The sequence below is a fragment of the Salinimicrobium sp. CAU 1759 genome (assembly GCF_054482715.1).
Window position 1 is genome coordinate 316,722 of the sequence record NZ_JBTLRK010000002.1, and the last position, 24,536, is coordinate 341,257.

General features: G+C 41.1%; 25 protein-coding genes. 10 read left to right on the plus strand and 15 right to left on the minus strand.

The features are described from left to right. Positions 1-29: 29 nt before the first annotated feature. The 3 genes from ACXYMT_RS12540 to prfB form a co-directional block, all read right to left on the minus strand. Positions 30-2,534 (minus strand): TonB-dependent receptor, encoded by a 2,505-nt coding sequence (locus ACXYMT_RS12540; protein WP_459059443.1) that lies wholly within the window; start codon positions 2,532-2,534, stop codon positions 30-32. A 193-nt stretch (positions 2,535-2,727) separates the two neighbouring features. Beyond that, positions 2,728-3,072: an arsenate reductase (glutaredoxin) gene (gene arsC / locus ACXYMT_RS12545; protein ID WP_459059444.1), complete on the minus strand. Its 345-nt coding sequence runs from the start codon at positions 3,070-3,072 to the stop codon at positions 2,728-2,730. Positions 3,073-3,195: 123 nt separating this feature from the next. Beyond that, a protein-coding gene (gene prfB, locus ACXYMT_RS12550; RefSeq protein WP_459059445.1) for a peptide chain release factor 2 occupies positions 3,196-4,294 on the minus strand; the annotation gives its coding sequence in 2 pieces (ribosomal slippage) (positions 3,196-4,230 and positions 4,232-4,294; 1,098 coding nt in all). Between the two features lie 93 nt (positions 4,295-4,387). Between prfB and ACXYMT_RS12555 the strand changes: the two genes are divergently transcribed. Both ACXYMT_RS12555 and ACXYMT_RS12560 read left to right on the plus strand, forming a co-directional pair. After that, complete coding sequence (locus tag ACXYMT_RS12555; protein WP_459059446.1) at positions 4,388-6,781, plus strand: zinc-dependent metalloprotease; 2,394 nt, start codon at positions 4,388-4,390, stop codon at positions 6,779-6,781. 26 nt (positions 6,782-6,807) lie between these two features. Further along, a complete protein-coding gene (locus tag ACXYMT_RS12560) occupies positions 6,808-7,836 on the plus strand; it encodes a threonine aldolase family protein (RefSeq protein WP_459059447.1) in 1,029 nt (342 codons plus the stop codon). Between the two features lie 117 nt (positions 7,837-7,953). On the opposite strand, the gene ACXYMT_RS12565 is transcribed toward ACXYMT_RS12560, so the two are convergent. Beyond that, positions 7,954-8,286 (minus strand): YbaB/EbfC family nucleoid-associated protein, encoded by a 333-nt coding sequence (locus ACXYMT_RS12565; protein WP_459059448.1) that lies wholly within the window; start codon positions 8,284-8,286, stop codon positions 7,954-7,956. A gap of 125 nt (positions 8,287-8,411) precedes the next feature. Between ACXYMT_RS12565 and ACXYMT_RS12570 the strand changes: the two genes are divergently transcribed. The 4 genes from ACXYMT_RS12570 (at position 8,412) to wrbA (ending at position 13,810) form a co-directional block, all read left to right on the plus strand. Further along, entirely contained in the window at positions 8,412-10,481 is a 2,070-nt protein-coding gene (locus tag ACXYMT_RS12570) for a S9 family peptidase (RefSeq protein WP_459059449.1), read from the plus strand. A gap of 86 nt (positions 10,482-10,567) precedes the next feature. Then, entirely contained in the window at positions 10,568-11,608 is a 1,041-nt protein-coding gene (locus tag ACXYMT_RS12575; RefSeq protein WP_459059450.1) for a PLP-dependent cysteine synthase family protein, read from the plus strand. 184 nt (positions 11,609-11,792) lie between these two features. Then, positions 11,793-13,052: an aminotransferase class I/II-fold pyridoxal phosphate-dependent enzyme gene (locus ACXYMT_RS12580; RefSeq protein ID WP_459059451.1), complete on the plus strand. Its 1,260-nt coding sequence runs from the start codon at positions 11,793-11,795 to the stop codon at positions 13,050-13,052. 149 nt (positions 13,053-13,201) lie between these two features. Continuing rightward, on the plus strand, positions 13,202-13,810 hold the full coding sequence (gene wrbA / locus ACXYMT_RS12585) for an NAD(P)H:quinone oxidoreductase (protein WP_459059452.1): 609 nt from the start codon (positions 13,202-13,204) through the stop codon (positions 13,808-13,810). Between the two features lie 41 nt (positions 13,811-13,851). Here the strand turns inward: wrbA and ACXYMT_RS12590 are convergent, their stop codons facing one another. The 5 genes from ACXYMT_RS12590 to ACXYMT_RS12610 form a co-directional block, all read right to left on the minus strand. Continuing rightward, positions 13,852-14,235: a DUF3037 domain-containing protein gene (locus ACXYMT_RS12590; RefSeq protein WP_459059453.1), complete on the minus strand. Its 384-nt coding sequence runs from the start codon at positions 14,233-14,235 to the stop codon at positions 13,852-13,854. After that, complete coding sequence (locus tag ACXYMT_RS12595) at positions 14,213-15,007, minus strand: HipA family kinase (protein ID WP_459059454.1); 795 nt, start codon at positions 15,005-15,007, stop codon at positions 14,213-14,215. Before ACXYMT_RS12595 ends, ACXYMT_RS12590 begins: the two co-directional genes overlap by 23 nt. Before the next feature lie 83 nt (positions 15,008-15,090). Continuing rightward, positions 15,091-15,765, minus strand: a complete 675-nt coding sequence (locus ACXYMT_RS12600; protein ID WP_459059455.1) for an SOS response-associated peptidase — start codon at positions 15,763-15,765, stop codon at positions 15,091-15,093. Positions 15,766-15,842: 77 nt separating this feature from the next. Next, positions 15,843-16,286, minus strand: a complete 444-nt coding sequence (locus tag ACXYMT_RS12605) for a hypothetical protein (protein WP_459059456.1) — start codon at positions 16,284-16,286, stop codon at positions 15,843-15,845. A 19-nt stretch (positions 16,287-16,305) separates the two neighbouring features. Next, on the minus strand, positions 16,306-16,737 hold the full coding sequence (locus ACXYMT_RS12610; RefSeq protein WP_459059457.1) for a hypothetical protein: 432 nt from the start codon (positions 16,735-16,737) through the stop codon (positions 16,306-16,308). Between the two features lie 212 nt (positions 16,738-16,949). Here ACXYMT_RS12610 and ACXYMT_RS12615 point away from each other — a divergent pair, with 212 nt between their 5' ends. Further along, positions 16,950-17,174 (plus strand): hypothetical protein, encoded by a 225-nt coding sequence (locus tag ACXYMT_RS12615; protein WP_459059458.1) that lies wholly within the window; start codon positions 16,950-16,952, stop codon positions 17,172-17,174. Between the two features lie 195 nt (positions 17,175-17,369). On the opposite strand, the gene ACXYMT_RS12620 is transcribed toward ACXYMT_RS12615, so the two are convergent. The 3 genes from ACXYMT_RS12620 to ACXYMT_RS12630 are packed head-to-tail and all read right to left on the minus strand — an operon-like array spanning position 17,370 to position 19,922. Continuing rightward, positions 17,370-18,215 carry a universal stress protein gene (locus tag ACXYMT_RS12620; protein ID WP_459059459.1) on the minus strand — a complete coding sequence of 282 codons (846 nt, stop codon included), beginning with the start codon at positions 18,213-18,215 and terminating at the stop codon, positions 17,370-17,372. Between the two features lies 1 nt (position 18,216). After that, entirely contained in the window at positions 18,217-19,062 is an 846-nt protein-coding gene (locus ACXYMT_RS12625; RefSeq protein ID WP_459059460.1) for a universal stress protein, read from the minus strand. Positions 19,063-19,073: 11 nt separating this feature from the next. Next, positions 19,074-19,922 (minus strand): universal stress protein, encoded by an 849-nt coding sequence (locus ACXYMT_RS12630; RefSeq protein WP_459059461.1) that lies wholly within the window; start codon positions 19,920-19,922, stop codon positions 19,074-19,076. A 367-nt stretch (positions 19,923-20,289) separates the two neighbouring features. Here ACXYMT_RS12630 and ACXYMT_RS12635 point away from each other — a divergent pair, with 367 nt between their 5' ends. The 3 genes from ACXYMT_RS12635 to ACXYMT_RS12645 all read left to right on the plus strand — a co-directional run bounded on the left by ACXYMT_RS12635 (position 20,290) and on the right by ACXYMT_RS12645 (position 22,285). Next, positions 20,290-20,556, plus strand: a complete 267-nt coding sequence (locus tag ACXYMT_RS12635) for a zinc ribbon domain-containing protein (protein WP_459059462.1) — start codon at positions 20,290-20,292, stop codon at positions 20,554-20,556. Positions 20,557-20,670: 114 nt separating this feature from the next. Then, a complete protein-coding gene (locus ACXYMT_RS12640) occupies positions 20,671-21,237 on the plus strand; it encodes a plastocyanin/azurin family copper-binding protein (protein WP_459059463.1) in 567 nt (188 codons plus the stop codon). Between the two features lie 124 nt (positions 21,238-21,361). Continuing rightward, entirely contained in the window at positions 21,362-22,285 is a 924-nt protein-coding gene (locus ACXYMT_RS12645; protein WP_459059464.1) for a 1-phosphofructokinase family hexose kinase, read from the plus strand. An 8-nt stretch (positions 22,286-22,293) separates the two neighbouring features. On the opposite strand, the gene ACXYMT_RS12650 is transcribed toward ACXYMT_RS12645, so the two are convergent. From ACXYMT_RS12650 to ACXYMT_RS12660, 3 genes are all read right to left on the minus strand, one after another. Then, a complete protein-coding gene (locus ACXYMT_RS12650) occupies positions 22,294-22,875 on the minus strand; it encodes a pseudouridine synthase (RefSeq protein WP_459059465.1) in 582 nt (193 codons plus the stop codon). A gap of 238 nt (positions 22,876-23,113) precedes the next feature. Next, entirely contained in the window at positions 23,114-23,791 is a 678-nt protein-coding gene (locus tag ACXYMT_RS12655; RefSeq protein ID WP_459059466.1) for a LuxR C-terminal-related transcriptional regulator, read from the minus strand. 87 nt (positions 23,792-23,878) lie between these two features. After that, positions 23,879-24,526 carry a helix-turn-helix transcriptional regulator gene (locus tag ACXYMT_RS12660; RefSeq protein ID WP_459059467.1) on the minus strand — a complete coding sequence of 216 codons (648 nt, stop codon included), beginning with the start codon at positions 24,524-24,526 and terminating at the stop codon, positions 23,879-23,881. Positions 24,527-24,536: the final 10 nt, after the last annotated feature.

The following is a 24,536-nucleotide window of genomic DNA, read 5'->3' on the forward strand; positions in this document are numbered from 1 at the left end:
TCTTTTATTCCTAAGATCTCAGGAATTCTTTAGAATTCTCCTCCCTCGTCATCCATATCATTTCCATTGCTGTTTCTTCTTTGTTGCCTTTGCTGGTCACGGCGCTGTTGATTGAACCTGTAAATGAATGAAAGATTAAAAGAACGTTGTCTCCACTGGAATTCACTGTACCTTTCATAGGTGTTTGTGGTTGTAAAGGATTCTCTTTTTCTGGAATTCAGAAGATCTCTTACGTTGAAAGATAAGGTAGCATTTTCATTAAATAACTCTTTACTTAAAGCTACGTCTATAGACAAGATTCCATCTGTGGTTCCCTGCACACCTTCAGAGGCACCGCGGTAAAAGGCATTTGTCTGCCAGTCTATTTTAGCCGGTAGAGTTACCTTGGAACTAAATCTTGCAAAATAACTGGAATTTTCAGTACTGTAATCTTCGCCATCAAATTCTCCTTCGGTGTTAAATCGGAAGTAATTAAAACTTCCGTTAAGCCTTAACCATTTCGCAGGGTTGTATAAAAGACCCAGTTCGGCCCCGGTTCGTTCATTACTGGACAAGTTAACGGGGATTGTTCTTATGACATTACTGCCCTCCACGTTTTGTTCGATTCTTTCAAAAGCATCAGTTTCTCTTTGATAGTAAACTGAAGAGGTCAAAGTGAGCTTCTTCCATCTTTTCAAGTAGCCAAGGTCAAAGGCGTTTGAGAAGGCGGGCTGTAGGTTGGGATTCCCCTGGAAAATGTTATTGGTACTGCTTCGGGAAGGGAAAGGGTTGATAAACCAGCCTCTCGGCCTGTTTATTCTTCTATTATAACCCAGAGTTATATTTTCTGTTTCCCTAATCTCGTAAATAACATTGACAGTTGGGAAAAGACCTAAATAGTCATTGTCAAAACTTGTATCAATAGGAAAGCCAAAGACATCTCTCAACTGCTCCTCTGTTAATTCAGATTCAATTTCTCCTTTTAAGTTGGTGTACTCCAAACGAAGTCCCAGTAGAAAAGAAAAATCTCCAAGCTTGGTACCATATTGGGAGTAGAGTGCCTGAACATTTTCGGTATAATCAAAAACATTGCTCAATTCCTCATCATATTGAAGTTCCCCGCCATCTTCTTCCTGTTGAAACAGATCGTAGTCTGTTACTTCATTCTCAAAATTTCCGCGGTAGCCTGCTTCAAATTGAGAGTCTTCGCCAAATGGCAGCACATAATCTGCCTGGATTAGATATTCATTCTGGGTTTCAGTTTGATCAATATGTTCTGCATAAAGAAAATTTTCATACGCAATATCATTGAAATCCTCCTCTTCATTAATTGAAGTAGTTTGAACTTCTTCGTCCCGCTCAATTTGAATATCAGCGGTTAATTGATGTCCACTGTCATTAAAACGGTTTATGTAATTAAGGGAGAACTGGTAGCTGTTATCCTCTTCCATTTGGTTCTCTCTCCTGGTGGTTCCATACACTTCAGAACCATCCAGGAAATTTGTAGTAACATTGGTAGTTAGATCTTCATCTTCGCCGGTTCTGTAAAAAGCAGTGGCGGTTAGAGAGGATCGGTCGGTAATATAATATTCAACTCCAAGATTGGTATTGAAGCCCCGGTTGATACGTTCAATATTTCTGTCCTCAATTATTCGATCAAAAAATACTGCGCTGTTTTCGTTGAATCTTGTATCAAAATATCCATTCCCGGGAGCGTCAAAATATCTATAACCTGTAGTATTGAAAATGTTGAATTTATCGGTTCTTAAATTAACGTTTGTTGAAATTCCGGCGTTGTCGGGATATCCGACATTGAGGTTAACGGAACCATTAAACCCGAGGGTCTTTTCTTTGCGAAGGATGATGTTGAGGATACCTGCAGTTCCTTCAGCATCATATCTGGCTGATGGAGAGGTGATCACCTCGACTCTTTCAATGGCATCTGCAGGTAGCTGCGCGAGAACATCTGTACTACCAAAACCGGCCATTGCGGAAGGTTTTCCATTAATTAGGATCCGGACGTTCTCATTTCCTCTTAAACTTATTCCTCCATTAATATCTACTGCAACAGAGGGAACGTTATTGAGTGCATCGGCCACTGTTCCTCCTGCGGTAGTAAGATCCTTTCCAATGTTATAGATCTTCTTATCTAATCTTACCTCTACCTGGGTGGTTTCTGCAGTCACGACTACTTCCTCAAGCTCCCCGGCTGCCATGCCTAGCTCAATAGTTCCCATGTTTATGTCCCTGGTGATTTGACGGTTTGGAAAAGTTTTAGGCTCAAAAGAAATGAACTCTACAGTAATATTATAGGTCCCTTCCCGTACCTCTATTGCAAAATTCCCCTGGGGATCTGTAATTCCACCATTCACGTTAGAAGGGTCTTCTGTACTTTGAAAAGATATTGTTGCATACTCCAGCGGAGTTCCCTGTTCATCGGTGACTTTACCCGAAACTTCGTGTCGCGGTGCCTGTGCAAAGGCTGGGAAAGAAAATAAGAGAATTAAAGAAAAAATTAAGACACTTAAATGGTGCCGCTTTATGCTCGTGATCATAACTGGTTTTTCTTCTTGGACAGAGAAAAAACCGAAAGGTTTAATCATTTTGTTTAAAAAAAAGAAAAAATTTTTTAACAAGCTGATTAACAGCAGTGAAAATGTACCGCTACTTCCTTTTAAAACAGGCAAGTGGAGCAGCTTCTTCTCTTGAGAAAAAAACTTCACAAACTGAATAATGGAGTTATTTAGCTCAATCCAGTAATTCTTCAATATTTGAGGCAGGACGTCCTATTACAGCTTTATTGTTTGTCTCAACAATCGGTCGCTGAATTAATTTAGGGTTTTCAGCCATTACTCTCATAAGTTCGGCGTCGCTAAGGTCCCGGTCACGATAATTTTCTTTCCAGAGCTTTTCTTCCTTTCGAACCAATTCGATAGGCGCCATATTTAATTTCTGAAGCAGATCTGCAATTTCTTTTTCGCTCAATGTTTCCTTCAAATATTCTCTGACTTCAAAATCTTTTCCCGATTCCTCCAGAACCTGTAGACCTTCTCTGGATTTTCTACATCGGGGGTTGTGGTAAATCTTTATCATGACTGTTAGTTAGTAGTTAGTAGTTAGTAGTTCGTAGTTAATAATTCCGTAAGGCATCTTGTTGCATAGATAATAGATTTCTTATTTTAAACCTTAAACCTTAAACCTTAAACCCAAGCAGGCCTACTCTTCAACCTTCTGTCCCATCATCATAAGAAAAGCCTTGAGAAACTGGTTGATATCACCATCCATAACAGAATCCACGTTTCCGGTTTCTTCACCGGTGCGGACATCCTTTACGAGTTTATAGGGATGCATCACATAGTTTCTTATTTGTGAACCCCATTCGATCTTCATTTTGGAATCTTCGATCTCCCGTCGCTGTGCCTGTTGCTTCTGAAGCTCAATTTCATAAAGCTGACTTTTTAGCAACTGCATGGCCTTGGTCTTGTTGTCGAGCTGAGATCTTGTTTCTGAATTTTCAATGACAATTCCTGAAGGAGCATGACGAAGACGAACCGCAGTTTCGACCTTGTTTACATTTTGGCCTCCCGCACCCGATGACCTCATGGTTTCCCAGGAAATATCTGCAGGATTGATCTCGATTTCAATAGTCTCGTCAGCCAATGGATAGACGTAAACGCTCGCAAAGGAAGTATGTCTTTTAGCATTACTGTCAAAAGGGGAAATTCTCACCAGTCGGTGAACACCATTTTCTCCTTTTAACCATCCAAAAGCGAATTCTCCTTCTATCTCTAAAGTTACTGTTTTTACTCCGGCGACCTCCCCTGCCTGATAGTTCAATTCCTTAACAGAGTAGCCTCTGTCTTCGGCCCAACGTAAATACATGCGCATTAGCATCTCGGCCCAGTCACAACTCTCGGTTCCACCGGCACCGGCAGTGACCTGCAGGACTGCACTTAGATTATCGCCTTCTTCAGAAAGCATATTCTTGAACTCAAGGTCTTCGATAAGGGTTTTGGATTTCTCATACCGCTCTTCTACATCTTCGGCAGTAGCTTCCCCTTCTTTATAGAATTCATAAATGACTTCAAGATCATCAACAAGAGTAACCGCTTCTTCGTAATCATCAACCCATTTCTTTTGAGAATTGAGCTCTTTTAGAAGAAGTTCAGCTTTTTTTGGATCGTTCCAGAAATCAGGAGCCAGGGTTTTTTCCTGGAGATTGGAAATTTCTATTTTTTTGGCATCAACGTCAAAGATACCTCCTTAACGCAACCAGGCGATCTTTAAGATCTTTAATAGTATCTATTGTAAGCATACTTGAATTTTAAACAAAAATAGAATTAAAGCGGGTTCTTGAAAACTATTTTACGATTATTTTATAGTTTTAGCTTCGCCAAAAACTCCGGATATGATTAGATCTCTATTATGCTTTTTCAGCCTCCTTTTGCTAAGCTTTTCTATGTCAGCACAAATTTTGGAAAAAAAAGAAGGGCTGAAGAAATCTGAGGGCTACTTTGATTTTTATTATGATCAAAAGGAAGACAAGACCTACCTTGAGGTAGATAAGCTGGATGAAGAATTTCTTTACACTCATTTCCTAACCAGCGGTGTAGGATCAAATGACATTGGCCTGGATCGTGGGCAACTGGGAGGAGAGGTCATAGTGAAATTCCAAAAAGCAGGTAATAAGTTATTACTGGTACAGCCAAATCTTAAATACAGGGCAGTTACTGAGAATGTTCTGGAAAAGCAGAGTGTTGAAGAAGCTTTTGCAAAATCAATTCTCGCAGGTTTTGAAATAAAGGAAGAAAAGGATAGTGGTTTTGTGATTGATCTCACTCCTTTTTTAATGCAGGATGCTCATGGAGTTGCAGATAGATTAAAAGCGGGCAAACACGGAGAATTTAAGATCGACCTTTCAAAAAGTGCCCTGGCGTTGGATCGTACCAAAGCTTTTCCTGAAAATGTTGAATTTGAAGCGCTGCTCACCTTTACAGGAGAAGCAAAAAGCCAGGCTTTAAAAAGTGTATTACCAGATCCAAAAAATCTTACTGTTGTTCAGCATCATTCTTTTGTGAAGCTTCCTGAAGCAGGCTACAAAAAACGCATTTTTGACCCCCGTACCGGCGCGCAGTTTATTTCCTACTATGATTATGCTTCCCCGGTGTTTGAGCCTATAGAGAAGAGGTGGGCAGTAAGACACAGGCTGGAAAAGAAGGATCCCGATGCCCCAATTAGTGAAGCAGTTGAGCCAATAGTATATTATTTAGACCCGGGAACTCCCGAGCCTGTGAGATCTGCTCTGCTTGAAGGAGCAAGCTGGTGGAACGAAGCCTATGCAGAATTGGGTTATAGAGATGCTTTTCAGGTGAAAATGTTGCCCGAGGGTGCAGACCCGCTGGATGTTCGTTATAATGTAATACAGTGGGTTCACAGATCTACCCGCGGCTGGAGCTATGGAGCCAGTGTGGTGGATCCAAGGACAGGAGAGATCATCAAGGGCCATGTAAGTCTGGGAAGTTTGCGAATCCGCCAGGATTTCATGATCGCCCAGGGTCTTATGAACAAGCCTTTTGCCGATGGCGATGAGAACCATGAGGAGATGCTGGACCTTGCAGTGTCGAGGATACGTCAATTGTCTGCTCATGAGGTGGGTCATACCATTGGCTTTGCTCATAATTTTGCAGCCAGTGCAAATGACCGGGCTTCGGTGATGGATTATCCCCACCCCAAATTTGAGATTACCAACGGACAAATAGATTTTTCTGCAGCCTACGATACCGGTATCGGGCTATGGGACAAGTTCTCTGTAAAAGCACTTTATGGAGACGTTCCGCAAGGGGTGTCAGAAAGGGCATTTTTGAATGACATTATTGCTGAAGCTGCTGCAGCAGGATTGCAGTTCATTTCCGACAGAGATGCAAGGGCAGAAGGAGGTGCACACGCCAGTGCACATCTTTGGGACAATGGAAGAAGTGCCGTTGAGGAGCTGGAGCATATCCTGAAGGTGAGGGAAATAGGAATAGAAAATTTTTCTGAAGATAATATTAGGAAGAATGAGCCTTACTCTGTTCTGGAAGATGTATTTGTGCCGGTATATTTTCTTCACAGGTATCAAACGGAAGGTGCAGTTAAACTAATTGGAGGTTTGAATTATAATTACGCTGTCAAAGGCGGTACTGAGGAAATTCAGGAAGTGCTCAGTAAAAAAGAACAGGTGGCTGCTTTAAAAGCCGTTTTAGAGACTCTTTCTGCGGAAAGATTGGCTATTCCCCGGGAAAAACTTGAGCTTTTTCCTCCCAGGTCATATGGTTACGACCGAAGCCGGGAATCTTTCAGAAGCAACACCGGCGTCACCTTTGATGCTCTCGGTGCTCCTGCGACGGCCAGTGAAATGACCCTTTCACTTTTACTTCATCCACAGCGTGCCGCAAGGCTGGTGCAACAGAAGGCTTTAGATCAGGATCAGCTGGGTCTCCGGGAAGTACTGGAAACATTGCTAGATCAAACAGTCAAAAGACCAGCTTCAAAAAAACCTTATCTGGAGCAGGTTCAAAATGTTGTTAATCACAATGTAGTACAATCTATACTACAACTTGCTGCCGATGATAATGCCACTCCTGCCGTAAAAGCCGAAGTTTTTACTGTGCTTCAGGAGTTGGAAAAGTATCTGGGCTCTAAAAAAGATCCTGCTAATCACTTAATTTTACAGGAAATAAAAAGGTTCAGAAAAGATCCTTCAGAATTTAAACCTGAAAACAGGGTACCTCAGATTCCCGACGGTTCTCCTATTGGCAGTTAATACTAATATTAATACATCAATTAAGAATGAAAGAGATAGATCTTAGAAGCGATACGGTAACCAAACCTACAGAAGGTATGATGCAGGCCATCATCAATGCTGAGGTGGGCGATGACGTGTATAAGGAAGATCCCACAGTAAATGAGCTGGAGAGGAAACTAGCCGATATGTTTGGAATGGATGAAGCTTTGTTCTTTCCAACGGGAAGTATGGCCAACCAGGCAGCGATCAAGCTGCATACTCAGCCGGCAGATCAGCTTATTTGTGACAAATGGGCTCATGTTTATAACTATGAAGGCGGCGGGGTTTCCTTCAATAGCGGGGTTTCCTGTAAACTGGTTGACGGTCACCGCGGAATGATCACAGCAGAACAGGTGGTTGAAAACATCAACCCGCCCGACTTTTATCACAGTCCGCTAACCACCCTTGTTTGCCTTGAGAATACGACCAATAAAGGAGGAGGGGCTTGTTATGATTTTGAAGAAATAAAGAAGATCAGAAAGGTTTGTGATGAGCACGACCTGGGATTGCACCTCGACGGCGCCCGACTTTTTAATGCACTTGTAGCTACTAAAGAAGATCCAAAGGAATACGGGAAAATCTTCGACACCATTTCTGTTTGTCTTTCAAAAGGACTGGGAACTCCCCTAGGAACAGTTCTCCTTGGAAACAAGGAGGTGATGAAGAATGCAATGCGGGTGAGAAAAGTCCTTGGAGGTGGAATGCGGCAGATCGGCTTTATGGCTGCTGCCGGAATCTATGCGCTAGACAATCATGTAGAACGCCTGGCTGAAGACAATAAAAGAGCTTCAGAAATTGGAGAGGTCCTTAAAGAGCAGAGCTACATTGGGGAAGTGGAGCCTGTAGAAACCAATATTGTCATCTTTTATTTAAAGAATCTTTCAGATGAAGCAGCTTTCATAGAGGCGCTTAAAAAAGAAAATATCAGGATAAGTAATATGGGGCAGGGGAAGCTGAGAGTGGTAACCCACCTGGACTATTCCGAAGAGATGCACCAAAGATTCCTGGAGGTGCTAAAGGGAATTGAACTATAAAAAAATTACCCGCCAAAAATGACATTTTTGGCGGGTAATTTTTTTATAGTCTATAGACGGTAGTTCATAGTTCGTAGAAGTTTTAAAAGTTTTCAATAAACTCCGAACTCTTAACTCCTAACTATTCCCAAGCATATCGTTCATTCCGGGGATATCGGGCATTCCTTCTTTGGCAACTGCAGCAAGTTCGGCTTCATTTACTTCTGTAGCACGGGCAACAGCTTTATTGAGGGTCAACACCAAATAATCTTCCAGTTGTTCTTTATCTTCCAGAAGTTCATCGGCAATTTCAATATTCTTGATCTCGCGGTTAGCTGAGATCGTTACCTTTAAAAGTCCGTCGGCAGATTGCTCATCAAGCATAACCGTTTTAAGTCTTTCTTTGGTCTCTTCAACCTTTTTCTGGGTCTCTTTGATCTTGTTCATCATGCCCATCATATCTCCAAACATAGTATCAGTTTTATGGTTACAGCAAAACTACCTAAAAAGGTCATTATAGAGAACTTAAACACACAGTTTTAAGTTTTCTTTATTAGAAAGCTTAACTTTGCAGCCGGTAAAATTAAAATGAGAAAATGAAAGTTGCTGCTAACGAAATAATTGCCCCACGTGTAAAAAAGATACCTGTAAATCTTGAAAAACACGGAGATGTTCGCACAGATGATTACTTCTGGCTTCGCGAGCGTGAAAATTCTGAAGTTCTTGACTATCTCACCCGTGAAAACGCATATAATGATCAAATGACAGCTCATACAAAGCAGCTGCAGGAGGATCTTTTTCAGGAGGTTAAAGGAAGGATCAAGGAAGATGATTCATCTGTACCCTACAAACTAAATGGTTACTGGTATATCACTCGGTTTGAAAAAGGTAAGGATTACCCCATTTACTCCCGAAAAAAAGAAACGCTCGAAGCGGCGGAAGAGATCTTATTTGACGTGAACAAGATGGCTGAAGGGCATGACTACTACAGGTTGAGTGGTATTAGTGTGAGCCCCAACAACAAGCTTGTTTCATATGCCGTTGATACAGTTAGCCGAAGAAAGTACACCATATATGTAAAGAACCTGGAGACCGGTGAAATTTATCCTGAAAAAATAAGGAACACTACCGGGGGTGCTACCTGGGCCAATGATAATAAAACCCTTTTCTATGCTCGTAAAGACGAGGAGACTTTACGGAGCAATAAAATTTACAAACATCGTTTAGGTACAAAAGCAAAGGAAGATGAACTGGTTTTCTTTGAAGAGGATGAAACTTTTCACACCTATGTCTACAAGTCTAAATCCAGACGCTACATAATAATAGGCTCAGATAGTACGCTGACTTCAGAATACAGGTTCATTTCAGCCGATGATCCACACGGCGAAGTACAAATTGTACAACCCAGGATAAGAGGTGTGGAATACAGTATTGCTCATTACAGTGATTGTTTCTATATCATGACCAATAAGGACGGGGCTACAAACTTTAAGTTAATGAAAGCTCCGGTTCATGATCCCGGGATAGAGAACTGGGAAGAGGTGATTCCGCACAGGGAGGATGTGTTGCTGGAAGATATTGACCTTTTCAGGGATTATCTTGTAGTAAGTGAAAGAAGTGATGGCCTTAATAAGATCCACATTCGCAGATGGGATGGAACAGATTCCTACTTCTTACCTTTCGATAATGAGACCTACACGGCATTTACCGGAACTAACCCCGACTTTGATACTGAAATTCTCAGGTACACCTATAATTCCTTGCTTACACCAACGCAGGTTGTGGATTTTAATATGCGTACTAGGGAAAAGATCGTAAAAAAGGAGCTGGAAGTTCTTGGGGGGAAATTCAAGAAAGAGAATTATGTCTCAGACCGAATCTGGGCTACTGCTCAGGATGGTACTAAGATCCCTATGACCCTTGTGCATCGCAAGGAGCTTCAAAAAGACGGGAAAAATCCGGTACTACAGTATGCCTATGGTTCATATGGATCTACAATTGATCCTTATTTTTCAAATGTACGTTTGAGCCTGCTTGACCGGGGATTCATTTTTGTCATAGCACACGTTAGGGGAGGCGAGTATCTTGGAAGGCAATGGTATGAAGACGGCAAGTTGCTTAATAAGAAGAATACCTTTACAGATTTCATAGATTGTACAAAACATCTTATTCAGGAGAATTATACTTCTCCAGAGCATATGTACGCCAGTGGAGGTTCTGCCGGCGGATTATTAATGGGAGTGGTCGCCAATATTGCGCCCCAGTTGTACAAGGGTATAATTGCTTCGGTGCCCTTTGTGGATGTGGTCACAACTATGCTGGATGAGACTATTCCTTTAACTACGGGCGAATACGATGAGTGGGGTAATCCAAACGATCCGGAATATTATTTCTACATGAAATCCTATTCCCCGTATGACAATGTAACTGCTCAGGATTATCCAAATATGCTGGTGACAACCGGGCTTCACGATTCCCAGGTACAATATTGGGAACCGGCTAAATGGGTGGCAAAGTTGAGGGAGCTAAAAACTGACTCCAATAAGCTGCTATTTCACACCAACATGGAAGCAGGCCACGGTGGAGCATCAGGCCGTTTTGAGGCGCTAAGGGAAGTAGCTGAAGAATATGCTTTTCTCCTGGATTTAGAGGGAATCACCGAATAATTAAAATATTTGACTTAAATTTGCTTCGTTCGTGACCGGTTTGAAATAGATTATTTCAAACCGGTTATTGTAAATAACTTCAATTTATGAGAGAAGATTTACAGGTTTTTGATAATGTATTACAGCTAATAGGTAATACCCCTCTTGTCCACTTAAACCGTATCACCCAAAATCTTGAAGGAGACTATTTCGCAAAGGTAGAAGCTTTTAATCCGGGGCACTCCACAAAAGATAGAATAGCATTACATATAATAGAAGAAGCCGAAAGAAAGGGAATCCTTAAACCCGGTGATACTATTATTGAGACCACTTCAGGAAACACCGGCTTTAGTATTGCCATGGTGAGTGTTATAAAGGGTTACGAATGTATCCTGGCGGTAAGTTCGAAATCTTCTAAGGATAAGATAGATATGTTGCGCTCTATGGGGGCGAAGGTTTATGTTTGTCCTGCAAACGTAAGTGCCGATGATCCCCGTTCATACTATCAGGTAGCGAAGAGAATGCACGATGAGATAAAAGGTTCAGTTTATATCAATCAATATTTCAACGAGCTCAACATTGAAGCTCATTATCGCACTACAGGACCTGAGATTTGGAAACAGACAGAAGGGAAGATCACCCATTTAGTGGCTTGCAGCGGTACCGGAGGAACTATTTCGGGTACTGCAAGATTCCTGAAAGAACAGAATCCTGCGATCCGTATCCTGGGAATTGACGCTTATGGATCTGTTCTTAAAAAATATCATGAGACCAAAGAGTTTGATTCTTCCGAGATCTATCCTTATCGCATTGAAGGCTTGGGAAAGAACCTCATCCCAACTGCCACAGACTTTGATATCATTGATAAGTTCGTGAAGGTAAGCGATGAAGACAGCGCACATACTGCACGTCAACTTGCCCGTACAGAAGGTTTATTTGTAGGATATACCAGCGGTGCAGCCTTACAGGGAGTACTGCAACTGGCCGAAGAAGGAGAGTTTGACAAGAACAGCAAAATTGTTGTGATCTTTCCCGATCATGGTTCCCGTTACATGAGCAAAGTCTTTAGTGATGATTGGATGAATGAACAGGGCTTTTTTGATAGCAAACATGAGAAAGCCGTAAACCAGATCGAGTTCGTAAAATAACGACTGGAACCTTTGCCTGTTAATATTCGCCGCAATTTTCTTTCAAACAAACCGTTAAGATTTTAGTAGTGGCAGGAGCTGTTAAAGTTTCACTGAACTTCATGTTTTTCAGTGCACTTAGCTCGTCTGCATTCTACAGTTACTATTTATTTACTACTTTTGCCGAAGTGAAAAATATTTAAAAATGGCAGATTTATTCGATAAAATATATAAGGACAAAGGACCTTTAGGTAAATGGAGTGAAGTAGCTGAAGGTTACTTTGTATTCCCAAAACTGGAAGGACCTATTTCCAATCGCATGAAATTCCGGGGACAGGACGTGATCACCTGGAGTGTGAACGATTATCTGGGACTAGCGAACCATCCTGAAGTGCGTAAGGTTGATGCCGAAGCTGCTGCAGAATGGGGATCGGCTTACCCTATGGGTGCCCGTATGATGAGTGGGCATACTACTTTACATGAAAAACTGCAGGACGAATTGGCTTCATTTGTTCATAAAGAAGCTGCATATCTGTTGAATTTTGGGTACCAGGGAATGGTATCGACTATTGATGCCCTTGTTTCCAAAAAAGATGTCATTGTATATGATGTAGATGCTCACGCTTGTATTATAGATGGTGTTCGCCTGCATTTAGGTCAGCGCTTCACGTATAAGCATAATGATATGGAGAGCATTGAGAAGAACCTGCAGCGCGCCGAGAAGATCGTTGAGCAAACCGGTGGCGGAATCCTTGTTATTTCTGAAGGTGTATTTGGAATGAGAGGAGAGCAGGGGAAACTTAAAGAAATAGTTGCCCTTAAGGAAAAATATGATTTCAGACTGCTTGTTGATGATGCCCACGGTTTCGGAACTCTTGGTAAGACAGGAGCAGGAGCAGGTGAGGAGCAGGGCGTACAGGATGGAATTGATGTGTATTTTGCCACTTTTGCCAAGTCTCTTGCAAGTACCGGAGCTTTTATTGCTGCCGACCAGGAGATCATCGATTACCTGAAATATAATCTACGTTCCCAGATGTTTGCCAAGTCTCTTCAAATGCAGCTGGTCATTGGAGCTCTAAAACGTCTTGAAATGCTTAGAACAATGCCCGAGCTTAAGGAAAAGCTGTGGGAGAATACTAATGCACTTCAAAATGGTCTAAAAGATCGCGGATTTGATATAGGTACTACACAAAGTTGTGTTACCCCGGTATATCTTCAGGGAAGTATTCCCGAGGCTATGGCATTGGTGAATGATCTTAGAGAAAACTACGGAATCTTCTGTTCCATTGTAGTTTACCCGGTAATTCCTAAAGGATTGATCCTGCTAAGACTTATTCCAACTGCTACTCATACGCTTGAAGATGTAGAGGTGACTTTATCAGCATTTTCAGCAATTAGAGAGCGTCTGGAAAATGGTACATACCGTAGACTTTCAGCGGGTGTTGCTGAAGCAATGGAAAAATAAGGCTTTCATAAATTCTATATTAAAATCCCCTTTTTAAGGGGATTTTTTTTGTCCGCTTCCAGGCAGCTTTTTTTATAATTTGTTTAGTAGTAAAGAAAATATTTAATGGCTATTTTATTGAAAACGAAATGAATACAAATTCTATAGCTATGGAAGATTTAAAAGTTGCTGTAATCTATTACAGTTCCACAGGAACAAATTATCAACTGGCAAAATGGGCAGAAGAAACAGCCAGGGAATCTGGTGCCGAAGTTAGGTTTCGAAAAGTAAAAGAGCTGGCACCCAGAGAGGCAATCGAGGCCAACGAAGACTGGAAAAAGCATGTAGAAGCGACCAAGGATGTGCAGGAAGCGTCCATGGATGACCTTGAGTGGGCCGACTGTTACATTTTCAGTGCTCCTACCCGTTATGGGAACTTGCCTTCTCAATTCAAGCAATTCCTGGATATGACCGGTGGTCTATGGTTCCAGGGGAAGCTGGCAAATAAGGTAGTTAGTGGAATGACGAGCGCCAGTAATGTACATGGTGGTCAGGAATCTACCTTACTTTCTCTATACAAAACTATGTTCCATTGGGGGGCAATTGTTGCCGCACCGGGTTACACAGATGAAGCTATCTTCAACGCCGGTGGTAATCCTTACGGAGTAAGTATAACGGCGGGTAAGGAAGAGCTGGGAGAGAAGGTAAAAAAAGCAGTGGCTCACCAGGTAAAGAGGACAATGACCCTGGGCAGCTGGGTCAAAAAGGGCAGCAAATAAATCATTTTTTGAGAGGAATATCCGGGCTGTTTAGGTAGGTTTTATAATACCAATTCAGAAAAAAGTCGGGTAAGAGTGGAGTCCAGGTTCTCACAAATTCCCGGATGAGGTCTGGAGGTCTGGATCACAGAGCTTCTTACCGCAGTGAGCCACCTAAAACGGGAGGGAATATCCATTTGCGCAATTGGGCCTCCATTTGCAGAGCCCTGACAGATCTTTTCAAAGGAGGCTAAATTTTTTTCAAGCTGTTCCATGTCGAGATCCGGACAAAGCATGAACAATTTTTCCTGATCGAGCCTGTACTTTACCTGCAGGTATTTGTCCCTTTTGCAAAATAGCACAACCCCCACGTTAAGGAACTCTTCCCGTTCCACCCGTGGTACTACCCGTATGATGGCATATTCATATAAGTGCTTTTCTGGCATTTTGTGCTTCTTTTATAAAGATATTAGAATTGTCCAGGCGTATAAGGAGAAACTGAATATAAGCTTCCCGAATTTCTTGAGGAGAAAGATCACTTTCCTGCCATTGCAACCAATCATCGGGTAGACCTGCTACGATCTCTCTTATTTTTTCCCGGCTTAGTAGCTGCTTTATTTCTATGTCGGCCTCCTGTAACCGGATGGCCTGTGGCAGTAGCACATGATCCTTAATAAAGCTGAAAGGGCTGTGCACATGTTTTTCTAAATTGTTCCAGGAATGGTGAAAGAAAAAGGAAGCTCCGTGATCTATTAGCCACAGCTCCCTGTTCCACATAAGCATGTTAGTGTTTCTATAAGTACGGTCCACATTGGTAATAAAAGCATCTAACCATACAATCCTGGAAGCAGAAGTTTCATCAACAGTGGTAACTGCCGGATCAAAATTTATAGCCCCCGGTAGAAAATGCATGGCGAGATTAAGGCCTTTGCTGCCTTGAAGCAGATCCTGAATTTCTTCATCTCCTTCGGTCCGGCCAAAAGCTTCATCGAGGTTCGCAAACACGAGCTCGGGCACTCTCATTCCTATTGCTCTTGCAATCTCTCCCCCCAAAAACTCAGCTATTAGTGCTTTAACTCCGTGGCCGGCTCCCCTAAACTTTAACACGTATTTGAAATCGTCATCGGCCTCGGCAAGTGCAGGGAGGGAACCACCTTCTCTCAAGGGAGTTATGTAGCGGCAAACCGTTACGGTGCGAATATCCTTTATATCTCCCATATAAGTTGCAAAAATGACATTTCTCAGGCAAATTTAAGATTCTTTGGGAGAGTCCCAGTTAATCATCAGAAATTATATCTGCTTTACAGCTTTTGGGCAGTAAGTTGAACTTCATAGGGAAATGCAAATCCCTTTGGTGTTGCTCCTTTCAGCCAGTCATTGTAATCATTACGATGAAGAACGACAGGCATTCGCTGTTTGTTGTTGTGGATCACGCTCATTAATTCATTAGCTTCTGTCGTCACAATGCTATAGGTCCCCATTTTTTTACCTGTAGCGGGATCCTGCCAATGTGAATAAATACCTGCAAAAGCGAAAGTTTCTTCTTCGGCAGAAGTGATGAGGTATTTTTGTTTGCTCTTACCTTTTTCATCCAACCACTGCCATTCATAATATCCATTGGCAATTATGAGGCAGCGGTTATTTACCGAATTTCGAAAAGCAGGTTTTTCAACGAGCGTTTCGATCCTGGCATTAAGTGTGGATCTTCTAATGTCACTGTCCTTTGCCCAAAACGGGATCAATCCCCAGTTGTAGAAAAGAATCTCCCCCGGGGCCGCATCTGTTATTACCGGGTTTTTGGAAAAATCAAAGCCGTTGATCTCCTCTTGTGGCGTATAAAGCTCCGGCTCGGTAAAGGAAGCATCAAAAGCTTTTTCGATCTCAAAGATTTTGGTATTTAATTTTGTTCTAAAGCACATGGTTCCTTGTGTTCTTCGGCTTGTTGAGAGTTCAGGTTTAAATGAAAATTTCTCCAAAATAACATTTTTGAAGAGTGTAAAAAAAGCCTGTACAAATGTTACAGGCTAAATTTTATGAAAGGTCCAGGGCCTGATTATGCCAGGAGCCTTTTTTGCTTTTGTTGTTTTAAAGCTGTGCTTACAGCTTCAAAGATCTCGCGTTTTAACCTTTTATATTGTCTTGAATAATGGATGACATCGTTAAGGATAGTCTTATGTTCTTTTCTATAAAATTTTCCTTCTTTGGGCTCCCCCAGATCATCTATTAGTTTTCGCAACCTGTTTATGTGCTTCACAACTGTACTTTCGAGAATTTGCAGCTCTTTCCTGGAGAGATTTAACCTTTCGATGAGCTCCTTTACCCTTGAAAAGAGCTGTGATTCAATAATGGGCATGGTATATTCTTTAAGCATATCTTCGAAAAAACGATGTTCGTCTTTAATGAAGTTGAGTTCAGATTTCCACTGCAAGGAGGAGAAATGCATTTCATCGGGTGCTTTCCACTCAATGTACCTGTAGTGATGCGCTTTATTTTCCATGACAGTAAGTATTTTTCTTTCAGTTTTCTTTACTCGTCCGTCTCAGATATTTGGCGGTAAAGGAGAAAATATCCAGTTTGAACTTCCTGAAATTTTTCGCAAAGTCAAGAATTCTCTGTTCAAGCTTCAGGTGTTGATTATGATAGAATACTTCACAGCTTATATCCTCACATTCGAGAATCCCCTCAATGTCATACCGGTGGTTGTGAAGTTCCCTGATAAGCTCAAGGCTTTCTCTTCTAAAATTCTGTAATTCATCATAAAATATCTGAAGCCGCTCATAAAGGTTAAGGACATTTTTTTGAAAAATGTCTGCACCCAGGTATTGGTTTAAGAAGTTGATCTCTTCAGAAAAATAGGAGAGCCTTTCTTTCCATCTACTGTACTCCTTCAGTAGTCGTTCGATCTCCTTTTCATTGGCGGAAAAACTTCTGGAGGTGTTGCGATCCATAATATATTGTATTTAAGGTATTAAGGTAAGGAAATTTCAGTTTTATAAGATGACAAATGTCACTTAAAAATCCATTTTATGGAGCAGGGAAGGAATAAATCTTAAGAAATTATAGCTATTAAAAATTTAACTAAAAATAATTTCGTCCCTTGTATTACGAATCTAAAAATGATATACATTTGGCGCCTCAAACAATTAATAATTCATTTAAAATGAAAAAATCCTTTTTGACTTTTGCTGCTATCGCATTAGTATTCTCTTTTACTTCTTGTAAGGAAACAACTACTGAAACCACTGAAGAAAGTGCAGTAGAGGTGATCGAAACTCCTGAGACTTCTGTTGAGGTTGAGGCTGTTGAGACTGAAGAAGTTGTTGATACTACTAGCACAGGCGGAAACGTAGTAGAAGACATTACAGATACTACTTCTGTAGAATAATTTATTATTCTTAAGAAACCCGGCATTTTAGAATGTCTGAAGAGAGATCCGTGGCGAAAGTCACGGATCTTTTATTTTTACACTCACTGGCAGTTTCTTGCAGGCCTGGTGTTTCTTTTTCCAGCCATAGCTATCCTGTATTTTAACCCTTAGAACAACTGAAGCTTTTTTCTCTTTCTGAACAAGGAAAACCAGTTAGAGTGAAGGCTGGTGGAGGACCAATACCGGTATCCGTGAATAGTGTGCCAGATTTCGGTAAAGTGGGTTCATTAGCAAATTTTCAATAAAGGAATGTTTTTTATTTATAAAGGCGATCATTCCGCTTTCCCTGCTTTCTATGAAAGAGTAGATCCCCATAGGAACGCTTAGGTACTCGAGGGAATGAAATGAATGAGTTACTGCAGATAGCTTTTCCTTAAGCAGCTTTCTATTTTGATGTTGTTCCCTGTCTAGCCCTCCTCCTTCAGAAATGTGGAGGATTCGCAATGCTGCATGGAATTTTTGAGCCAGAGAAATTAGAAAATTAAGGTCAGCTGGTCTTAATTCCACTTTAAAACTATTGGCAAGAACTATTTCGGTAGGGGGATGGAAAGCAATTGTGGAAGGGACACTCAATATTGGACATTTTTGGATCTCTTCAATGATAGTGATCGTATTGCTACCAAAGATCGCTTTGTTTCCTGCAGTATGGCCTTGATTACCTATCACCAAAAAGTCAATCCTGTGTTTGCTCAATTCTTTTGAGATCGCATCGGTCAGCAGGAGGTTGTGACATGACGTGTGGAAAAAATGACCCTCTGCGGCATATTCTTTTAAATCTTTTAAAACTGCTTTGAAATCGACTTCTATTCTTTTTCTCTCTTTCTCTAAGACTGTTTTTGTGGGTCTGGCGATCAATAGGCTGTTCTCATAGTAGTCATTGACCTTATAAGCATGTACGAGTATGTAGTTGACTCGCTCTTCCCGAAACAGATCCACCGCATATCTTCCTGCATTTAAGGCATTGCTGGAAAAATCTGTTGGTAAGAGAATAGTCTTCATCTTATTTCTTCTTCCTGGAAGGGATCACAAGAAATGGTACCTTCACGTTAAAACCTATTTCATTGACGACAGGTGTAAATAATAAATTTTCAAAAAATGAGTGTTTGTTGTTTACCATTACCAGCATATCTACTTCATTTTCTTCCTGAAAGTCATAGATGGCCTTGGTCACACTTTTCTCGGTGACGCTGTAAAAGGAATGGTTAATGTCTTTAAAGGCGCGAGCCAATGCTCTTTTTCTACTGGTCTGAATGTTGTTAAGATTCACGCCGAAATAAACGTGCAGAATATTAATAGTGGAAGAGTGATTTTCTGCCAGTTCCTTCAGGATCTCTAATAGCCTGGGAATTTCCGCCTCATAGTCTGTAGGGAATAATATTTCTCCAGGAGCCTTATACTCATAATGAGAAGGAACGGCCAGGAGGGGGCATCGGGATTTTTTAATTGCATGAACAGTATGGGTCCCAAAAAGGATCTCTTCTGCTCCTGTTGCCCCTTTTGTTCCCATTACAGTGAGGTCTATCTCTTTCTCTGCAACTAATTCCTTTATTTCGTCATTCAATAGATTGAAAGAAGAGATCTTTTCGAAATGGTGTTTTTCGTTTTTAAAATTGTTTCTAATACGCCTTAGAACTCTTTCCAGACCCTGAAGCGATTTATTCCGGTAGATCTCTGTAAGAGTTGGTTGCGTAGCGCTGTATACCAGGTACTCATTGTCATATAGAACCGGGGTGTATGTATTGAGCAGGTAAAACGTACATTCCTCTCTCTCTAAAAGCTGAACGGCATATTTTGCTGCATTATAGGCATTTTCGGAAAAATCTGTAGGTAAGAGTACTTTTTTCATAACCTGAAGATTTAAAAACGGTGGAAATTTTGGAGAACGAGGAATGGAACCTTAGGATGTAGTCCAAACTTATCAATAGTTGAGCTGTAGAGAATATTCTCGAGATAACTGTGACGGGAATTGACCAGAATTAAGAGGTCAATATTCAGGTCGTCGATCATCTTTTCAATAGCTTCCGTTTTTTCCATTGCATCTTCATGATGGTGCGTAACCTTTAGGTCATAAAGCTGCTCAGTTATAGCCATTTTGTTGTCTAATTGTCTTAAAGTCTCTTCTTCAAAACGGGATACATAAAGCATATGCACCTGGGAACGGAAGGAGCGGGCTATTCCGCCAACCAGTTTAAGTTCCCTTTTTTGATAGGGCAGCAGATAGTTGGTAGGAAATAAGATATTTTCAGGTTCTGAAAAACTGTAGTGTTCCGGAATACTTAAGACCGGACACTGCACATATTTTATGATCTGCAGGGTATTACTTCCAAAAGTCAACTTCCTGTCATTGGTGCTACCCCGCGTTGCGGTAATAATAAGATCGGCATTTTCCTTTTCGGCCAAATCGTTGACTTCATCAATGAGAAGTCCAAATGCAGAAATTGTGTAAAAGGTATGTTTGGGATTTGCATATAGCTCTTGAATCTTTGTAGTGATCTTTTCCAGCTCCCTGGTGCATTTATCTTTTACCGTGGCTTTGTACTCATCTAGAAGATTATGGGTGATAACTCCTTCAAAACTATATACTTCATCTGCATAGGCGTGCAAAAGGTAAAATTCGCTCTTCTCATGTTTAAAAAGCTCTGCAGCATACTTGAGAGCATTGAATGCATTTTCTGAAAAGTCGGTAGGAATAATAATCTTTCTCATTTCCGCTGATTTCCCTAAAGTTAATTGAAGTTTTTATAAAAAGGGATGATGGTTATCACATTTTATAGAAAGAGACTGCCGGGTTTTCTTCTATGAAAATAACCTGGTTGGAGAAATTTGCCTCTGTTAGGTATATTCGTAGAACATGTGCTAATGATCACCTGGTAGTCTCTTCCCTTGGTAATTTCATTATGCAATTTATTGATAATCAGTAAATTGCATAGTATATAAATATACGGCAGAAAACATTAATTGTGAAATATTTAGGACCCTAAAATCTCTTTTTTTTGTCTGTACTTTTTTATCTTTAAGAAACAGGTCGTGAAAGGTCAATTCTATTTGAACCAGGTCATTAAAAGAAATTGCTATGAAACCACTTATTTGCCAATGCTGTGGATTACCATTTTCAGAAAAGATGAGAGGAACGAAAAGGGATCACAGCAAAACTTCAGATTATTGTCTTGAGTGCTACAGAGATGGGGAGTTTACCGACCATCATCTCACTATCAATGACATGGAAAAGAAATTACTGGATATGGCCAGGCACCATGATGAGATAAGCATTGAAGAAGCACATCAAACCATAAGATCCCTTCCCGACCTAAAGCGATGGAGAATGACCCATATTCTTTAGCTTTTCTTCTAATATTAGACTTTCCCTAATGAAGAATTTAAGGGGATTTTTTTAAATTTTTTACCTTTGAGATGATCCAAAATTCCAAAGGAAGACTAACGTAAAATCAAAATTATGAAAAGAATAAGCCAATTTCTTGCCTTTTTACTGACCTTAGTTCTAATGAGCTGTGGTGATGAAAAGAAAGATCAGGAAACGATTACCATTGGAGAGGAAGGAACTCTCGAACAGATCGACACAAGTGAAGATGAGATGGAATCAACCTCAGACACCATGCAATCTGGTGCAGCAGTTCAACGTGAGAATGGAGTTGTGCAGGTTAATCTTACCGGGAATGATCTTATGCAGTACAATCTCAATGAGATACGGGTTAAGGCCGGAGAGACCGTTAGACTCACGCTCACCCACATAGGACAACTACCTGAAAACGCAATGGGCCATAATTTTGTGCTTCTTAAACAAGGTACAGATGTGGTGGACTTTGCTCAAAAGGCCGCCACTGCTACAGGTAGTGATTATATCCCTCAGGGAACAGATGCTGTAATTGCCAAGACCGAAATGATTGGAGGTGGCGAAGAGACTACAATAGAATTTACTGCACCCGCAGCAGGTACTTACGAGTATATTTGTAGCTTCCCGGGACATTACGTTCAAATGCGTGGAAAATTTATAGTTGAATAGGAGAGTATAAGGACTGCCGGGTTTTTTCCGGAAGTTCTTTTTAATTCTTGGCCAGCTTCTCTAGCTTCCCTGCGGGTGAATAAATCCTTTTTAGAGATATCCTAACCAACTGAAATTCCTTAGAATGATCATTACCCTCACCGTCAATCCGGCCCTTGATATCTACTCCAAAACCCTGAAGATTGAACCTGATGAAAAACTTAGGTGCAGAGAGCCTCTTATAGATCCGGGAGGTGGAGGAGTTAATGTATCCAGGGTGATAAAAAGATTGGGAGGTGAGTCGACCGCAGTCTACACTAAAGGAGGTCACACAGGTAAATTATTTGCCGACCTGCTCGACAGGGAAGGTGTAGAACAGGATCCGGTTCATGTAAGTAATGACCTAAGGCAGAACTTTGCTATTACTGAAACCTCCACCGGAAAACTTTACAGGTTTGGATTCCCCGGTGCGGAATTAAAAGACCAGGAGTATGAGGCTTTACTTGAAAAAGTAGATAAGTGTAAAGCAGGATCTTTCCTGGTGGCCAGTGGTAGTCTACCACCCGGAGCCCCTGCTGACTTTTACGCACGGGCAGCGGCAAGAGCCAAAAAATGCGGACTTAAATTCATTCTCGATACTTCCGGAAGGTCCTATAAAGGAGTTCTTGAAGCAGGAGCTTTCCTGCTTAAGCCTAATAGAAATGAACTGGAAGATCTTTCAGGAGAAGCTGCGGAAACTTTAGAGCAGCAAAAAAAGGTTCTGCTAAAGATTTTAAAAAAGTATAAAGTAGAGAACATTGTATTGTCTCTTGGATCAAAAGGCGCGCTACTGGCTACAGGAGGCAAGGTGAAACATTTTGCCGCTCCACAGGTAGAGCATGTGAGTTCAATTGGGGCAGGGGACAGTATGGTTGCAGGTATGGTTTACAGCTTGTCAACCGGGCAGGCTATAGAAAAAGCGGTTTTATATGGTCTGGCTTGTGGGAGTGCAACTATAAAATCACCGGGTACAGAACTTCTTCAGGCAAAAGATGTCAAGTTACTTTACGAGCAGATGCTGAAAACTTAAGGTGAACCTTAAAGACCACCGCAACTGAATTGATCTACTTCCTTAACCTCTCCCGCATCCATTTTTCCTAAGTATTCATTCCCTATCCTTACACGTACAAGCCGTAACGTAGGAAACCCGACTGCAGCAGTCATTTTCTTTACCTGGCGAAATTTACCTTCAATTATTGCTATGGAGATCCAGCTCGTAGGCCCGTGGCGGGAGTCTCTTATAGGTTTCGACCGGGTGGGAAATACAGGAGGATTTTCAAGTTTTTTTACCTTACAGGGTAGCGTTAGGTACTTCTTTCCATTTATACCTATTTCCACTCCGCTGCATAAATGCTCAATTGCCTCCACGGTTATTTCCCCATCCACCTGTACATAATATTCTTTATCAACTCCTCTTCCCGTTATTTCGGCACTTACTTTACCGTCTGTTGTTAGCAGTAGAAGTCCTTCAGAATCTTCGTCGAGCCGGCCTATGGACATGGTATTCTCAGGAAAATTATGGAGCTCTCCTAACAAGCGTTTGTTTCTACGCGTGCGCTGGTTAGTTACAAATTGGCTTAAATAGCCATAAGGTTTATACAGTTTAAAATGTCTGTGCATAATTATTAGCAGAAATTAGGAGCTTTAAGCGCTTTATCGATAAAAATAGTGCTTTAGCCGTAAAATTTAACATTTTAAGGGGCCATTTATGTCAAAAATCACCAAAAGTGGGTATTGCAGGGAGAGACAGCATCCACTATTTTTACAACATGAAATTGAATCAGGAATTATTCAGCAATGAATGAGATTCGATGGAATAAAAAATCGGGGGTGTAGGGGCCCCGATTTTTTTTTGCCCCTATATGAGATCATAGGCATGGGCATACTCTGTAAATTCGTACGTGGTCGAAATGCCCAACTTCTTTTTGATATTCTTGCGGTGAGTATTTACTGTGTCAATGGAAATATTGAGTTCTTCTGCGATTTCATTAGAACTTTTACCCAATGCCACTAATCGCAGGACTTCTTTTGCTCTTTTTCCCAGACTCAGAAATTTCCCCAGATTTTCTTTAAAGAACATGTTTTCCTTTAACAGTCGCTCGGCCTTATTCTCAATATGTTTCATCCTGTCTACAGGAAATGCCACCGTCACAACATGAGTTGGTGTGCCATCGGGTGCCTGGTGAAAAATTCTTATAGAAGCAATATGCCAGACCCATTCTTCACGCTCCCTGAATTTCACTTGCTGGAAAAATGTAAAGGTCTCATTGGGATCTTTATTTTCGAGCAACTTTCGCAGCTTGATCATGAAACCCTCCATGTCTTCATTGTTGAAAAATCTGTCATGATATTTTGAACCCATTTCGGCGAGTTCCTGTAAACTTACCCCCAATTGATGCAAGCCCCGGGAGCTCATATAAACAGTAGAAAAATCATCCGGTTTCAATTCATGAACCACTACTACGCCCGGCATAAATTCGGCACAGGCAGAAAAAAGTTCCAGCTTTTGTTCAAAAGATTGCTCCAAGATTTCCATTTAGGTTTGCCTAAAATAGAATAATCCGGACTTTTTTTAAAATTGTAGCAGGGTTATTCGATAAAATTGCACTTTTTCCGATATCTATCACAGAAGGTCATAAGCCCGGGCGAATTCTGTAAGTTCAAAAGAGCTCTTGCAATTAAGTTTTTTTCTGATGGACTTTAGGTGGGAATTAATAGTATCAGCAGAGATCTTTAAAGTATCGGCCATTTCTGAGGTTCTATTTCCTTGAGCTGCAAGAGCCAGGATTTGGAGTTCTCTTGTGCTGAGAGAAGTGAATTTATCGAGGTTTTCTCTGGCAAAATTAGATTCATCCAGTAATCTCTCCGCTTTTGTGATCCAATGAAAATCCTCAAGCGGCACAGCATAGGTTATAGTGTGAGTGGGGGTAAAATTATTATCTATTTGAAAGACCTTCAAAGAAGCTGAATACCACCTGAACTCCCCCTGGATCTTTACCTGGTGGAAAAAGGAAAATGTCTCGTGGATTCCCTCTCTTTCTATTAAACTTCTTAATGAGCTTACGTAGTCACCTATAAAATCCTGATTAAAAAATAAAAGTTGATAATTTTCTTTGACAGCAATGAGTTCCTCCAACGTCAAACCAAGAAGTTCGAGTCCGTTTGAAGTCATAAATATGGGCTTGAAGCCATCCAGTTCGTGGATAACCGTAACTCCCGGCATTTTTTCAAATTCTTCGCGGTATGTACTTATTTTTTCTTTAAAATTCATTCCACCTGTA

What these genes read in the sequence shown, in the direction of transcription:
- ACXYMT_RS12560 (WP_459059447.1), top strand. Translation starts at nt 6,808, where the DNA reads ATGAAAGAGATAGATCTTAGAAGCGATACGGTAACCAAACCTACAGAA.
- ACXYMT_RS12655 (WP_459059466.1), bottom strand. Translation starts at nt 23,791, where the DNA reads ATGGAAATCTTGGAGCAATCTTTTGAACAAAAGCTGGAACTTTTTTCT.
- ACXYMT_RS12625 (WP_459059460.1), bottom strand. Translation starts at nt 19,062, where the DNA reads ATGAAAAAAGTACTCTTACCTACAGATTTTTCCGAAAATGCCTATAAT.
- ACXYMT_RS12595 (WP_459059454.1), bottom strand. Translation starts at nt 15,007, where the DNA reads ATGGGAGATATAAAGGATATTCGCACCGTAACGGTTTGCCGCTACATA.
- ACXYMT_RS12615 (WP_459059458.1), top strand. Translation starts at nt 16,950, where the DNA reads ATGAAAAAATCCTTTTTGACTTTTGCTGCTATCGCATTAGTATTCTCT.
- ACXYMT_RS12580 (WP_459059451.1), top strand. Translation starts at nt 11,793, where the DNA reads ATGGCAGATTTATTCGATAAAATATATAAGGACAAAGGACCTTTAGGT.
- wrbA (WP_459059452.1), top strand. Translation starts at nt 13,202, where the DNA reads ATGGAAGATTTAAAAGTTGCTGTAATCTATTACAGTTCCACAGGAACA.
- ACXYMT_RS12645 (WP_459059464.1), top strand. Translation starts at nt 21,362, where the DNA reads ATGATCATTACCCTCACCGTCAATCCGGCCCTTGATATCTACTCCAAA.
- ACXYMT_RS12610 (WP_459059457.1), bottom strand. Translation starts at nt 16,737, where the DNA reads ATGGATCGCAACACCTCCAGAAGTTTTTCCGCCAATGAAAAGGAGATC.
- ACXYMT_RS12620 (WP_459059459.1), bottom strand. Translation starts at nt 18,215, where the DNA reads ATGAAGACTATTCTCTTACCAACAGATTTTTCCAGCAATGCCTTAAAT.
- ACXYMT_RS12630 (WP_459059461.1), bottom strand. Translation starts at nt 19,922, where the DNA reads ATGAGAAAGATTATTATTCCTACCGACTTTTCAGAAAATGCATTCAAT.
- ACXYMT_RS12540 (WP_459059443.1), bottom strand. Translation starts at nt 2,534, where the DNA reads ATGATCACGAGCATAAAGCGGCACCATTTAAGTGTCTTAATTTTTTCT.
- ACXYMT_RS12555 (WP_459059446.1), top strand. Translation starts at nt 4,388, where the DNA reads ATGATTAGATCTCTATTATGCTTTTTCAGCCTCCTTTTGCTAAGCTTT.
- ACXYMT_RS12575 (WP_459059450.1), top strand. Translation starts at nt 10,568, where the DNA reads ATGAGAGAAGATTTACAGGTTTTTGATAATGTATTACAGCTAATAGGT.
- ACXYMT_RS12570 (WP_459059449.1), top strand. Translation starts at nt 8,412, where the DNA reads ATGAAAGTTGCTGCTAACGAAATAATTGCCCCACGTGTAAAAAAGATA.
- ACXYMT_RS12650 (WP_459059465.1), bottom strand. Translation starts at nt 22,875, where the DNA reads ATGCACAGACATTTTAAACTGTATAAACCTTATGGCTATTTAAGCCAA.
- ACXYMT_RS12660 (WP_459059467.1), bottom strand. Translation starts at nt 24,526, where the DNA reads ATGAATTTTAAAGAAAAAATAAGTACATACCGCGAAGAATTTGAAAAA.
- ACXYMT_RS12640 (WP_459059463.1), top strand. Translation starts at nt 20,671, where the DNA reads ATGAAAAGAATAAGCCAATTTCTTGCCTTTTTACTGACCTTAGTTCTA.
- ACXYMT_RS12565 (WP_459059448.1), bottom strand. Translation starts at nt 8,286, where the DNA reads ATGTTTGGAGATATGATGGGCATGATGAACAAGATCAAAGAGACCCAG.
- ACXYMT_RS12590 (WP_459059453.1), bottom strand. Translation starts at nt 14,235, where the DNA reads ATGCCAGAAAAGCACTTATATGAATATGCCATCATACGGGTAGTACCA.
- ACXYMT_RS12635 (WP_459059462.1), top strand. Translation starts at nt 20,290, where the DNA reads ATGAAACCACTTATTTGCCAATGCTGTGGATTACCATTTTCAGAAAAG.
- arsC (WP_459059444.1), bottom strand. Translation starts at nt 3,072, where the DNA reads ATGATAAAGATTTACCACAACCCCCGATGTAGAAAATCCAGAGAAGGT.
- ACXYMT_RS12605 (WP_459059456.1), bottom strand. Translation starts at nt 16,286, where the DNA reads ATGGAAAATAAAGCGCATCACTACAGGTACATTGAGTGGAAAGCACCC.